Source organism: Variovorax sp. KBW07 (assembly GCF_003852515.1).
Classification (GTDB): Bacteria; Pseudomonadota; Gammaproteobacteria; order Burkholderiales; family Burkholderiaceae_C; genus Variovorax.
In genome coordinates this window covers 1-11566 of the sequence record NZ_QAJK01000158.1, presented here as the reverse complement: position 1 = coordinate 11566, position 11566 = coordinate 1, and the positions used below count along the sequence as shown (strand labels likewise).

13 protein-coding genes and 1 riboswitch are annotated in these 11566 nt (G+C 66.4%); of the genes, 4 read left to right on the top strand and 9 right to left on the bottom strand.

Annotation, left to right across the window (positions count from 1 at the left end; all coding sequences use genetic code 11):
• Positions 1–115: 115 nt before the first annotated feature.
• A complete protein-coding gene (locus DBV14_RS28265; RefSeq protein ID WP_124464426.1) occupies positions 116–940 on the top strand; it encodes a fumarylacetoacetate hydrolase family protein in 825 nt (274 codons plus the stop codon).
• Between the two features lie 62 nt (positions 941–1002).
• The gene (locus tag DBV14_RS28260; protein WP_124464424.1) at positions 1003–2364 is read left to right on the top strand and encodes an MFS transporter; all 1362 of its coding nucleotides are present in this window, start codon (positions 1003–1005) and stop codon (positions 2362–2364) included.
• Between the two features lie 57 nt (positions 2365–2421).
• Here the strand turns inward: DBV14_RS28260 and DBV14_RS28255 are convergent, their stop codons facing one another.
• The 3 genes from DBV14_RS28255 to DBV14_RS28245 are packed head-to-tail and all read right to left on the bottom strand — an operon-like array spanning position 2422 to position 5115.
• A complete protein-coding gene (locus tag DBV14_RS28255; protein WP_124464423.1) occupies positions 2422–3360 on the bottom strand; it encodes a LysR family transcriptional regulator in 939 nt (312 codons plus the stop codon).
• An 11-nt stretch (positions 3361–3371) separates the two neighbouring features.
• Positions 3372–4586, bottom strand: coding sequence for a dienelactone hydrolase family protein (locus DBV14_RS28250; RefSeq protein ID WP_124464421.1), 1215 nt, complete (start codon positions 4584–4586; stop codon positions 3372–3374).
• A 28-nt stretch (positions 4587–4614) separates the two neighbouring features.
• Positions 4615–5115, bottom strand: a complete 501-nt coding sequence (locus tag DBV14_RS28245) for a GNAT family N-acetyltransferase (RefSeq protein WP_124464419.1) — start codon at positions 5113–5115, stop codon at positions 4615–4617.
• Between the two features lie 47 nt (positions 5116–5162).
• Here DBV14_RS28245 and DBV14_RS28240 point away from each other — a divergent pair, with 47 nt between their 5' ends.
• Positions 5163–5837 (top strand): DedA family protein, encoded by a 675-nt coding sequence (locus DBV14_RS28240; protein WP_124464417.1) that lies wholly within the window; start codon positions 5163–5165, stop codon positions 5835–5837.
• 80 nt (positions 5838–5917) lie between these two features.
• Here DBV14_RS28240 and DBV14_RS28235 read toward each other — a convergent pair whose 3' ends face one another.
• The 3 genes from DBV14_RS28235 to tsaE form a co-directional block, all read right to left on the bottom strand.
• On the bottom strand, positions 5918–6202 hold the full coding sequence (locus DBV14_RS28235) for a glycine zipper domain-containing protein (protein ID WP_124464415.1): 285 nt from the start codon (positions 6200–6202) through the stop codon (positions 5918–5920).
• 156 nt (positions 6203–6358) lie between these two features.
• Positions 6359–7891 (bottom strand): N-acetylmuramoyl-L-alanine amidase, encoded by a 1533-nt coding sequence (locus tag DBV14_RS28230; protein ID WP_124464413.1) that lies wholly within the window; start codon positions 7889–7891, stop codon positions 6359–6361.
• The gene (gene tsaE, locus DBV14_RS28225) at positions 7888–8394 is read right to left on the bottom strand and encodes a tRNA (adenosine(37)-N6)-threonylcarbamoyltransferase complex ATPase subunit type 1 TsaE (RefSeq protein ID WP_124464411.1); all 507 of its coding nucleotides are present in this window, start codon (positions 8392–8394) and stop codon (positions 7888–7890) included. Before tsaE ends, DBV14_RS28230 begins: the two co-directional genes overlap by 4 nt.
• On the opposite strand from tsaE, the gene queG reads away from it, so the two are divergent.
• On the top strand, positions 8380–9453 hold the full coding sequence (gene queG / locus DBV14_RS28220; protein ID WP_185546151.1) for a tRNA epoxyqueuosine(34) reductase QueG: 1074 nt from the start codon (positions 8380–8382) through the stop codon (positions 9451–9453). The two genes, tsaE and queG, sit on opposite strands and share 15 nt — an antisense overlap.
• A 13-nt stretch (positions 9454–9466) precedes the next feature.
• Here queG and arsC read toward each other — a convergent pair whose 3' ends face one another.
• Genes arsC through DBV14_RS28205 form a run of 3 tightly spaced genes read right to left on the bottom strand, consistent with a single transcriptional unit; the run spans position 9467 to position 11138 of the window.
• On the bottom strand, positions 9467–9847 hold the full coding sequence (arsC, locus tag DBV14_RS28215) for an arsenate reductase (glutaredoxin) (RefSeq protein ID WP_124464409.1): 381 nt from the start codon (positions 9845–9847) through the stop codon (positions 9467–9469).
• A 47-nt stretch (positions 9848–9894) separates the two neighbouring features.
• Positions 9895–10590, bottom strand: coding sequence for a glutathione S-transferase family protein (locus tag DBV14_RS28210; RefSeq protein ID WP_124464407.1), 696 nt, complete (start codon positions 10588–10590; stop codon positions 9895–9897).
• Positions 10591–10622: 32 nt separating this feature from the next.
• Positions 10623–11138: a 6,7-dimethyl-8-ribityllumazine synthase gene (locus DBV14_RS28205; RefSeq protein ID WP_124464405.1), complete on the bottom strand. Its 516-nt coding sequence runs from the start codon at positions 11136–11138 to the stop codon at positions 10623–10625.
• A gap of 102 nt (positions 11139–11240) precedes the next feature.
• Positions 11241–11399: riboswitch (FMN riboswitch) on the bottom strand.
• Positions 11400–11566 lie beyond the last annotated feature (167 nt).

The following is an 11566-nucleotide window of genomic DNA, read 5'->3' as shown; positions in this document are numbered from 1 at the left end:
GTCAGTCGCACAAGCCCTGAAGAACAGCAGCGCCAAGAGCAAAAGCAACAAACACAAGGCACCCCGCAGCAGTTGCGGCCTGCCAGCAATTTCTTAACTAAAACCGGAGTCGAACATGAAGTGGATGAGCGTTCAAACGCAGGATGGCCTGCGCGTGGGCTATGTGACAGAAGAGGGCGCATTGCAGCTCGTGGATGCGAACCGCATGCAGGACATCGTTGAGGGCGCGGCCTGGCGGAACCAGGGTGACGCAGTGCCGCTTGCCAGCGTCAAGCCGGTGCTGCCCCTTGTGCCGAGGAACATCATTTGCGTCGGCGCCAACTACCGCGACCACTGCATCGAGACCGGCCTCGCCATTCCCGAGAAGCCCGTCATCTTTGCCAAGTTCAGCAACACCCTCGCCGCCGATGGCGATGCGCTGACCTGGCCCGAAGGGTTCACTGAAAAGGTCGACTGGGAGGCAGAGCTTGGTGTCGTCATCGGCCGGCGTGCCAAGGGTGTCAGCGAAGCCGATGCGCTGTCGCATGTCTTCGGCTACGTCGCGGCCAATGATGTCAGCGCGCGCGATGTGCAACTGGGCGAAGCGCAATGGGTGCGTGGCAAGTCGCTCGACGGCTTCTGTCCGCTGGCGCCCGCGCTCGTCACGCGCGATGAAATTGCCGACGTGCAGTCGCTCGACATCCGCTGCCTCGTCAATGGCGAAGCGGTGCAGTCGTCGAACACGCGCGAGATGATTTTTTCGGTCGCGTACCTCGTTGCTTATCTCTCGCGCGCCATCACGCTCGAACCCGGCGACCTCATCCTCACCGGCACGCCGGCCGGGGTCGGGCTCGGCCTCAAGCCGCCGCGCTTCCTGAAGCGGGGCGATGTGGTGTCGGTCGAAATCGAAGGCCTGGGTTCGGTCACGAACCCGGTCGAAGGCGCGGTCGCTCGGGGCTAGCAGCAGCATCAGCAGCCGGCGGCGCACGCCAGAAAAAATCAACAAACAGGAGACAACAAAAAATGAGCCCCTACAGCACCCTGGTCGAATCGGCCGTCAGCAAGGCGCGATGGCGCCTTCTTCCGATGCTGATCGTCATGTACATCATGTCGATCCTCGATCGCGTCAACGTCGGCTTTGCAAAAAGCGCGCTGCAGATCGACACCGGCATCAGCGACAGCGCCTTCGCGCTGGGCGCCGGCATTTTCTTCGTGAGCTACGCCATCTTCGAAGTGCCGAGCAACGTGATTCTTTCGCGCGTCGGCCCGCGCATCTGGCTGTGCCGGATCATGGTGACGTGGGGGCTCGTGGCGTCGGCCATGATGTTCGCGACCACCGAGATGTCGTTCTACGTGCTGCGGTTCTTGCTGGGCATTGCGGAGGCCGGCTTCTATCCGGGCGTGCTGCTCACGCTGACCTACTGGTTCCCGGCCAAGGTGCGGGCGCAGGCCAACGGCATCTTGCTGTTCGGCTTCGCGGGTGCGCTGGTCATCGGCGGGCCGATTTCGGGCGCGCTGCTCGACATGCGCGGCATCGGCGGGCTGAAGGGCTGGGAGTGGATGTTCCTCATCGAAGGCGTGATGGCGGTGGTGGTCGGCATCATCGCGTTCTTCGTGATCGTCGACCGGCCGCACAACGCGAAGTGGCTCACGTCGGCGGAGCAGAACGCGCTGCAGGCGGTGCTCGACCAGGAGGCGGCGGAAAAGTCGGTCGACAGCCCGCACACGGTGCTGCAGACGCTGCGCAACCCGAAGGTGATGTTCTTCGCGCTGAACTTCTTCATCGTGCAGATCGCGGCGTACGGCCTGATCTTCTATCTCCCGACCCAGGTGGCGCAGATCATGGGCCAGAAGATCGGGCTGATGGTCGGCTTCGTCACCAGCATTCCGTGGCTGCTGGCGCTGTTCGTGGTGTTCTTCGTCACGCGCTGGTCGGACCGGCACCACGAACGACGCCGCGTGACGGTGGCTTCGCTGTACACCATCTTCGGCATCTGCGTGTGCCTGTCGGCGCACGGCTCGCCGATCTTCGCGATCGCGGCGCTGTCGATCGGTGCCTCGACCTACCTGTCGGGCACGCCGATCTTCTATGCCTTCCTGTCGGAGCGGTTGTCGGGCCTGGGCATCGCCACCGGCATTGCGCTGGTGAATTCCATCGGCAACCTGGGCGGCTTCGTGGCGCCCAGCCTGCGCACCTACGTCGAGCAGAACCATGGCGGTTCGGCGGCCGGCCTCTACACGCTGGGCAGTGCCGCGCTGCTGGCTGCGTTGATGCTGGCGCTGATGCCGAAGGGCTGGCGCACGGTGGTGGCGAAGGTGCGCGAAACGCCGCGCGAGGGCAACGCTGCGTTGAAGGGCGCCGGCACCGCATTGCCGCGGGCCTGACGCGCTTCGTGCACTGCTGTTGCTGCTGCTGCTGCTGCTGCTGCTGTTGCGGCCGCGTCAGAACGCGAGCCGCCAGGCGCGCGACAGGGCCTGCACCGCGCAGTCCACTTCCTGGCGCTTGAGCGATCCGGCCAGGCAGATGAAGCGCAGGTCGCTCTCGATGCTGACCCGGTCGGCAATCACCAGTCCGTCGCGCTGGCTGGCGCGCAGTGCCACGGCGTCGCGTGCCAGCGAGATGCCCACGCCGGCCCGCACCAGCGCGAGCATCGACGACTCCTGGTCGGCCTGCGCCGCCTTCTTGAGCACCAGCCCGCGCGCCTGGAGCACCGGCGCCAGCAGGCGCGAGTGCGACGACGTGGCCGGTGCCAGCACCCACGGCAGGCAGCTCAGGTCGGGCCAGTCGCGGCCCATCACCTGCGGCGCCCAGCCGGGCGGGCCGATCACCTGGTAGGAGAAGGGGCTCAGCACCTGCGAATGGAAGGTCTTGCCTTCGTTGCGGCGCGAGGCCGAACTGGCCTGCGGCAGGTCGCTCGCATTCGGGTCGCCCAGGTAGAAGCCGATGTCCAGCTCCTTGTTCAGCAGCTTGGCCAACACCTCGCCGCTGGTGCCGTGGTGCAGCTCGGTTTCAAGCTCTGGCGCCAGTGCCACCAGTTCCTTGAGCAGCGAACTGAGCCGGGTGAACTCGGGGTCGAGGATGGTGCCGATGCGCAGCGATCCGCGCACGCCGCCTTTCATGCGCTCCGCCGCAACGGCGAAATCGTTCAGGCCTTCGAGCGCCTGCTCGGCGTGGTTGAGCAGCGCCGCGCCGTCGCGCGTGAGCAGCAGGCCGGTGGGTGTGCGCTGGAACAGCTCCAGCTCGACCAGCGCGCCCAGCTCCTTCAGCTGAAGGCTCACCGCCGGCTGCGTCAGGAACAGGCGCTGCGCCGCGCGCGACACCGACCCCTCGCGTGCGACCGCCACGAAAGCCTGCAGGAGCCGGGGGTCGATCTTCTTCATCGGCTGGCGGGTCAGCCGAGCAGCGTGTTCGACGGCAGGTTTTCATCGAGCAGCTTGCGCGCCGTCTCGATGCCCGCCACCGGCAGCAGCTTCGCATCGAGCAGGCCCACCTGCACCAGCACGCTGGCCTGGTCCCAGTAGATGTGCTCGTGGTACAGCTTGTTGCCACGGAACTTGATGACCGCGAGCAACGGCACTTCGACGCGCTTGCCGGTGGGCTTCACGCCCGGCAGCATCCACGGAATTTCGGTGGTGTGGGTGAAGCTGAACAGCAGTTCGTCGACCACCTGCGTGGCGCCCACTGTGCGCGAGATCGATGTGAGCGCGGTGTCGGGCGGGTTGCTGTTGACGAAGTGGTTCGTATAGAACGCGTGCAACGCCTTGTAGCCCACGCCACCTGTCATGGTCGGAATGTGGTTGACGTAGGGCTCGGCCACCATGGTGTCCATGGTGTCGTCCACGTTGCGGGTGCCGAACTCGTATTCGCAGTGCTTGTCCCACAGCGCCGAGAGGTCGTAGTTCGGGCCGATGGCGTCTTTCAGCGTGGCGATGCTGCGCTCGTGCGCCATCAGCGCCGAGGGCTTGTGGAAGTGCTCGCCGCCGGCGCGCGCAAAGGCGTGGTCCATGCCGGGGTACACGTACACCAACACGCCGGGGCGGCCCTTGAGCGTTTGCACGATGCGGTCGCGCGCTTCGGGCGGGCAGAACTTGTCGAGCTCGGCCACGTGCAGCGTGAGCGGGCATTGGATGTTGTCGGCCTCGCCGAGCGCGGCGTCGATGCCCACGCCGTAGTAGCCGACCACCGCATCGGCGTCGGTGCGGCAGGCCGACAGGTAGGCCAGCTTGCCGCCCAGGCAGAAGCCGAGCACGCCGACTTTTCTGTCAGTCACTTCGGCACGGGCGCGCAGTGCGTCGATGGCGGTCTGCATGTCCTGCATGCCCTTGGCTTCGTCGAAGCCGCCGTAGAGCGCGAAGGCGCGCTGCCAGTCGGCTTCGCTGTAGCCGAGTTCGACGTTCGGCTCCTGGCGCCAGAACAGGTCGGGCACCAGCACCACGTAGCCTTCTTCGGCGTAGTAGTCGGCCACGTCGCGCATGGTGTGGTTGATACCGAAGATTTCCTGGGCAATCACCAGGCCGGGGCCGGTTCCGCCTTCGGGCAGTGCGAGGTAGCCGCGAAAGGTGCCGCTGCCGTCGGCGGCTTTCATCTGGATGTAGGTGCCTGTCATCGTGAGTGTCTCCGGGTGGGTTGGTTTCTTATTCGGGTTGCTTCAGCTGCTTGAACATGACGAAGGCGTCGACGAAGCCGAGCTGCGGATGCCTGAATGCGCCGGGCAGGGTGCCGACGATGGCAAAGCCCATCTTGCGCCAGAGCCGTACGGCGCCTTCGTTGGTGGACACGACGAAGTTGAACTGCATCGCGAGGAAGCCCATGCGCAGCGCTTCCTGCTGCGAGTGTTCGCACAGGGCCGAGGCCACGCCCAGGCCGCGTGCGGCGTCGGACACCACGTAGCCGCAGTTGCTCACGTGCGAGCCCTGGCCCGGCTGGTTGGGCCGCAAGACGTAGGTGCCGAGCACCGTGCCTTCGTCGTTGCAGGCCACGAAGATGGCGGTGGGCACCTTCATCCACGACTGGCGTGCCTGCTCTTCGGTGACGTCGGGAGCGTAGGTGTAGGTGTCGCCACGGCGGAAGGTCGGTTCGAGGACGGCCCAGATGGCGGGCCAGTCCGCATCGAGGGCGGCGCGTATGTGGAGCATGGGGTGATTCAGGGTGCGTTCGGATTCAACAAGGATAATCCGCGGCCATGGAAATCATCAGCTTTCTCGTCGACTTCATCCTGCATATCGACAAACACCTCGAGACCTTTGTCGTTGCCTACGGCCCGTGGGTCTACGCACTGCTCTTCTTGATCGTCTTCGTGGAAACGGGGGCGGTGGTGATGCCTTTCCTGCCGGGCGATTCGCTGCTCTTCGTGGTCGGTGCGCTGTGCGGGCTGGGGCACATGAGCTATCCGCTGGCGTGCGGCATCCTGATTGCCGCGGCCATCCTGGGCGACCAGTGCAACTATTCGATCGGCCGCTTCTTCGGGCCGAAGGTGTTCCAGTGGGAGAGCTCGCGCTTCTTCAACCGCAAGGCTTTCGACCAGGCGCACGGCTTCTATGAGCGCTATGGCGGCATCACCATCATCCTGGCGCGCTTCATGCCCTTCATTCGCACCTTCGCGCCCTTCGTGGCCGGCGTGGCGGAAATGAGCCGCACGAAGTTCACCCTGTACAACGTGGTGGGCGCGCTGATCTGGGTGCTGGGCATCGTGACCGCGGGCTACTTCTTCGGCAACCTGCCGTTCGTGAAGCAGCATCTGGACAAGATCATCTGGGCGTTGATCTTCGTGCCGGGCCTGCTGGCCATCTTTGGCGCATGGCGCGCGTCGAAGGCCGAGAAGGCGCGTGCGGCGCAGGCGCAATCGCCCCAGGCCTGATCGCTTCGGCGCCAACCCCTTCACAACAAAAAAACGCGCCCGGGGGCGCGTTTCTTTTTAGGGGCTCAGGCCGCGGCGGATCAGTAGTTCGGGCCGTTGCTCGGGTAGTAGCCGCTGCCGCGCGGGTAACGCTGCTGGTTGTAGTTGCGCTCGTCGGCATTGCGGCCGACCTGGTTGCCGATGAGGCCGCCGATGGCCGCGCCACCCACGGTGGCCGCGGTGTTGCCGCCGATGGCATTGCCCACCAGTGCCCCGCCGACCGCGCCGACGCCGGTGCCGAGGTTCTGGTTGGGGCCGCTTGCGCAACCCGCAATGGCCATGACCGAAGTGGCTGCGGCTGCAGCGATCCAGAGACGTGTGTTCATGAGGTCCACCTTTCGAGGAGTGATGGAGTCATCATGTCCAAAACGGTGGCGCAGCCGGTGTAGGAGTCTGCCGCGCTTGCCTGTGCGCACTGTTGGGCCGCCCGGCGTGGGACAGCAGGGCGTACCTTTGCTTTACAAAGGCGCCCGCTGCAAAAACTAGAGCTGCCGGCTGCGCGCCAGGGGCGGGTTCTGCGCAAAGTAACGCTGGATGCCACGCATCAGCGCATCGGCCAGGTTCTCCTGGTAGTCGACGCGGCGCAGGTTGGCTTCTTCCTCGGGGTTGCTGATGAAGGCGGTTTCGACCAGCACGCTGGGAATGTCCGGCGCCTTCAGCACCGCGAAGCCGGCCTGCTCGACCTGGCCCTTGTGCAGCCGCGCGCCGATGCCCTTGATCTCGCCGAGCATGGCGCCGCCGAGCTTCAGGCTGTCGTTGATCTGCGCGGTGGTGCTCATGTCGAGCAGCGCGCGCTGCACCTGCGCCTCGTGGTTGCCCACGTTCACGCCGCCGACCTTGTCGGCGTCGTTTTCCTTGTTGGCCAGCCAGCGCGCCGCGCTGCTCGACGCGCCGCTCTGGCTCAGCGCGAACACGCTGGCGCCGCGCGCCGCGGGCGTGGTGAAGGCGTCGGCATGGATGCTCACGAACAGGTCGGCCTGCACGCGCCGGGCCTTCTGCACGCGCACGCCCAGCGGCACGAAGAAGTCGGCGTCGCGCGTGAGGAAGGCGCGCATCGGGCTGCCGTTGACGTTGCTGGCGTTGATGCGTTCGCGCAGGCGGTGCGCCACCTGCAGCACGACGTCTTTCTCGCGCGTGCCGGCCGGGCCGATGGCGCCGGGGTCTTCGCCGCCATGGCCGGGGTCGAGCGCCACGATGATGATGCGGTCGGTACGGCTCGCGGTGGCGCCGCCGCGTGCGACAGCCACGGGTGGCGGCGGGGGCGCGACGGGTCTGGCGGGTGGCGCTGTCGGTGCCGGCACCACGAGCACGGGCGGTGCGGTGGGGCGGTCATTGCCCGCCACGACGGGCGGGGCCACGGTGGACGGGCCGGGGCGCGTGGATTGCTGCGCGATGAGATCGCCCAGTGGATCGCCGGCCGGGGTGGTGGGCCGTACCGGCGCGGCGCCTGGGGGCGTGGCGGGTGCGGGTGGCGCCGTGGGAGCGGTCGCCACGGCGGTGCCGTTGCTGGTGCCGTTGCCGTTGCCGCCCGTTGACTTGGGCGCGTCGCGCAGTCGCTCGGCGATCAGCGCTTCCATCGGGTCGACGGCCTGCTCGGGGTAGAGGTCGAGCACCAGCCGATGCTTGTAGGCCGCCACGGGCGCCAGCGAGAACACCTGCGGCACCACGGCCTGCTTCAGGTCGAACACGATGCGCACCACCTTCGGTGCGTTCTGCCCGACGCGCAGGCCGTTGATGTAGGGGTCGCCGGGCTTGATCTTGCCGACCAGCTCGCGCAGTTCGGGGTTGAGGTCGATGCCCTCGATGTCGACGGCCAGCCGCGGCGGGCTGCCGACCACGAGCTGCTGCGAGTTGAGGCGGGCATCGGACTCGATGGTCACGCGGGTGTAGTCGGCGGCGGGCCAGACCCGCACGGCGAGGATGCTGGCGCCGCGCGCGATCTGGTGCACGCCGAGCAGCAGCGCGACGCTGCCGCCCTGCAGCAGCACGCGCCGTTTCAGGCCGGCCGCCTTCATGCGGCGATGCGCGCCAGCAGATCGCTGCCGCGAGGGGTGTTCGCGAGGAGGGTCACGCTGCGTGTGTCGTCAATCATTGCTTCTATTTTAATAGCTAGGTCAGCAGGTGGTGTGCGGCCCGCGGCGTTTTCTGGCCATTCGGCCAGCTTGAGGCCGGGGCCCGCGAAGATGTCGCGAAAGCCCGCGTCGTCCCATTCGCGCGGATCGGCGAAACGGTAGAAGTCGAAATGGAAGATCGCCAGGCCGTCGGGCGCTTCGTGCGGCTCGACCACGGCATAGGTCGGGCTCTTGATGCGCCCCTCGATGCCGAGTGCGCGCAGCAGGTGGCGAACGAAAGTGGTCTTGCCGGCGCCAAGGTCGCCATGCAGCGCGATGAAGGCGTTGCGCAGCGCGGGCGCGGCGGCCAGCGATTTCGCGAAAGCATCGGTGTCGGCTTCGCTGCACCAGCGCAGCGTGCGGGTGCCCTTGGGCGTTTCTACAATCGGCAAGTGATCGTCAGCCATCCACTCGTTGTTCGTATTCAGGCATTGGCCCGGGAACTCGGATTCTCCCAAATCGGAATCGCGGGCGTCGATTTATCGAGCGCCGAGGACGGTCTGATGCAATGGCTGGCCCATGGGTTCCATGGAGAGATGCAATACATGGCAACGCACGGCACCCGGCGCGCGCGTCCGGCCGAGCTGGTGCCGGGCACCGTGAGCGTGATCACCGCGCGCATGGACTACCTGCCGCGCGACACCGAGCCCGAATGGCAGGCCATCGAATTCGACCGCCTCACGCGGCCCGGCGAGGCCATCGTGTCGGTCTATGCGCGGGGCCGCGACTATCACAAGGTGCTGCGCAACCGGCTTGCCAGGCTGGCCGAGCGCATCGCCGAAGAGGTCGGGCCCTTCGGCCACCGTGCCTTCACCGACTCGGCCCCCGTGCTCGAAGCCGAGCTGGCCTCGCGCAGCGGGCAGGGCTGGCGCGGCAAGCACACGCTGGTGCTCGACCGCAACGCGGGCTCGATGTTCTTCCTGGGCGAGATCTATGTCGACATGGAACTGCCACCGAGCGAGCCCGTCACCGCGCACTGCGGCAGTTGCAGCGCGTGCATCGACATCTGCCCGACGCAGGCCATCATCGCGCCGCAACGGCTGGACGCGCGGCGCTGCATTTCGTACCTGACCATCGAGCATGGTGGCCCGATTCCGCTGGAACTGCGGCCGCTGATGGGCAACCGCATCTACGGCTGCGACGACTGCCAGCTCATCTGCCCCTGGAACAAGTTCGCCAAGAAGAGCGAGCTGCCCGACTTCGACGCACGCGAAGGGCTTACCGGCCGCACGCTGGCCGAGTTGTTCGCGTGGACCGAAGAAGATTTCCTGCGCCGCACCGAGGGCAGCCCGATCCGGCGCATCGGGCACGAGCGCTGGTTGCGCAACATTGCGGTGGCGCTGGGCAATGCGGTGAGGTCGGGCGAGGGCGGCGCGCAGGAAGCGCTGGCCACGCGCGCGGCGCACCCGAGCGAACTCGTGCGCGAGCACGTCGCGTGGGGGCTCGCTCAGGAGGCCGCGGCCTAGTCTTTCAAACTCATCAGGCCGGAAGGATTTCGCGCACGCGTTCCCATGGGCGGCACATCAGCGTGCCGCGCGGGGAGACGACGATGGGGCGCTGCAACAGGATCGGGTTCTCCACGATCGCGTCGAACAACTGGTCCTCGCTGAGCTTTTCGTTCGCCAGCTTCAGTTCTTCGTAGGGCGCTTCTTTCGTGCGCAGCAGGTCGCGTGCGCCCAGGCCCATGGCCTTGGCCAGTTCGCGCAGCTTCTTCTTCGAAGGCGGCGTTTCCAGGTACAGCACGATCTCGGGTTCCACGCCGCTTTCGCGGATCAGCCCCAGCACGTTGCGCGACGTGCTGCAGTTGGGCTTGTGATAGATCGTCATCGGGTAGGCGGTGGTCGGGGTGCGTGCGGTCATGGCGTCCATTGTGCAGAGAGTGCAGAGAGTGCAGGCAAGAACAGGCGTCAGTCTTTCTGGACTCCGGTGTCCAGCGTGAACGGAAAGCGCGCGGCCCAGAACTCGGCCAGCCGAGGGTCGGCATCGACGCGCCGCACCACCTGGGTCATGCGCGGTGCCACGCGGTAGAAGCGCCGGCGTCCGGGCGTCCAGCGCGACATCACGGTCACGTACAGGTCGAGCATGCTGAGCTTTTCGCCGAGGATGTAGGGCGCGGGCTCGTCGATCTGCGTGTCCATCAAATGCCAGCAGTGCGCGATGCGCTCGGCCGAGCGGTCGAGCATCGCGGGCTGCGCCGCGGTGTCGGGCACGAGCCGGGCAGGATCGTCGCGCACCCAGAACAGCGAATAGATGGCGGCCGGCAGATAGACCATCCAGCGCAGGTAGCGCGCACGCAATGGGTCGTCGGGCGCGGGGCAGAGGCCGGCTTCCGGATAACGGTCGCCGAGCCAGATCAGGATGGCCGCGCTCTCGGTCATGAGTTCGCCCGAAGGCAGCACGAGCGCGGGCACCTGCCGCATCGGATTGACGCCCGACACGCGTTCGCGCTCGGACTCGCCTTCCCAGGGCGACATGTCGACGGTCTCGACCTGCGCGCCGATGAGCGTCAGCGCGGCATGGATCGGCGTGGCGCCCGAGCCGGGCGCGCCGTAGAGGGTGTAGCGGTCTTCGGAGGCGGATGCTGCTGCGTTGAAAGAAGCCATCCGCCCAGATTACTGCAGGCGCGTGCCCGTTGTCACGCGGCGGCGAGCAGCGCGTCGACCTTGTCCAACGCCTCGAGCGTCTTGAAGCAGGCCTCGGCCACTTCGGTGCCCTTGACCGCGAAATGGCGGTGGAAGTACTTGCGATGCTCCACGTGTTCGTGGAAATGGTGCGGCGTGAGCACGGCCGAGAAAATCGGCACGTCGGTTTCCAGCTGCAGCGACATCAGCGTGCTGACGACGGTGTTGGCGACGAACTCGTGGCGGTAGATACCGCCATCGACCACCAGCGCGCAGCCGATGATGGCCGCGTACTTGCCGGAGTTGGCGAGCCGCTTGGCATGCAGCGGAATCTCGAAGGCGCCGGGCACATCGAAAACATCGATGAGCTCGCGCGCCACGCCGAGCCGCGCCATCTCTTCGAGAAAGGCGTCGCGTGCCTGGTGAACGATGTCGGAATGCCACTGCGCCTCGACGAATGCGATGCGCTGGCCGCGCGGCGAATCCGATGCGGCAATGGCGGAGAGGGGAAGGTCGTTGATCTGACTCATGGTGTGCCTCTTGAAAGCAGGTTTCCTGAATCAGGGCGCACGAAACCACAGGCCCGCTCGCGCGCTTGCAAGCATGGCAAAGCGCGCGGGCCGACCCGCATTTCGCGCTCTCTTTCATCCGGACTGTGACCGTCGGCTTCGGAATTGCACCGAAATCTGCTGACCCTTCGACTTGTTGCAAGCCGAAGGCGCTCGCGGGCTCGTGCAACTTTCGTCGCCATTACCGCCGGTGGGGAATTTCGCCCCGCCCTGAGAACGCTTGTCGTCCGGCGAACCGGGCAACGGCGCGATTCTAGGAGCGGCGGAACGCGCGGTCTGTCACCCGGGCGCCAGACCTTTTGTTGCGCGGGGATTTTCTCTTTGACCTTTTCACGACTTGCTGGGGCCGTGTAGGTGGCTGTTGAGATGCGGGTGCATTCTTTGTGCGT

What these genes read in the sequence shown, in the direction of transcription:
- DBV14_RS28210 (WP_124464407.1), bottom strand. Translation starts at nt 10,590, where the DNA reads ATGGCTTCTTTCAACGCAGCAGCATCCGCCTCCGAAGACCGCTACACC.
- DBV14_RS28250 (WP_124464421.1), bottom strand. Translation starts at nt 4,586, where the DNA reads ATGACAGGCACCTACATCCAGATGAAAGCCGCCGACGGCAGCGGCACC.
- DBV14_RS28240 (WP_124464417.1), top strand. Translation starts at nt 5,163, where the DNA reads ATGGAAATCATCAGCTTTCTCGTCGACTTCATCCTGCATATCGACAAA.
- tsaE (WP_124464411.1), bottom strand. Translation starts at nt 8,394, where the DNA reads ATGGCTGACGATCACTTGCCGATTGTAGAAACGCCCAAGGGCACCCGC.
- arsC (WP_124464409.1), bottom strand. Translation starts at nt 9,847, where the DNA reads ATGACCGCACGCACCCCGACCACCGCCTACCCGATGACGATCTATCAC.
- DBV14_RS28260 (WP_124464424.1), top strand. Translation starts at nt 1,003, where the DNA reads ATGAGCCCCTACAGCACCCTGGTCGAATCGGCCGTCAGCAAGGCGCGA.
- DBV14_RS28245 (WP_124464419.1), bottom strand. Translation starts at nt 5,115, where the DNA reads ATGCTCCACATACGCGCCGCCCTCGATGCGGACTGGCCCGCCATCTGG.
- DBV14_RS28205 (WP_124464405.1), bottom strand. Translation starts at nt 11,138, where the DNA reads ATGAGTCAGATCAACGACCTTCCCCTCTCCGCCATTGCCGCATCGGAT.
- DBV14_RS28235 (WP_124464415.1), bottom strand. Translation starts at nt 6,202, where the DNA reads ATGAACACACGTCTCTGGATCGCTGCAGCCGCAGCCACTTCGGTCATG.
- DBV14_RS28255 (WP_124464423.1), bottom strand. Translation starts at nt 3,360, where the DNA reads ATGAAGAAGATCGACCCCCGGCTCCTGCAGGCTTTCGTGGCGGTCGCA.
- DBV14_RS28265 (WP_124464426.1), top strand. Translation starts at nt 116, where the DNA reads ATGAAGTGGATGAGCGTTCAAACGCAGGATGGCCTGCGCGTGGGCTAT.
- DBV14_RS28230 (WP_124464413.1), bottom strand. Translation starts at nt 7,891, where the DNA reads ATGAAGGCGGCCGGCCTGAAACGGCGCGTGCTGCTGCAGGGCGGCAGC.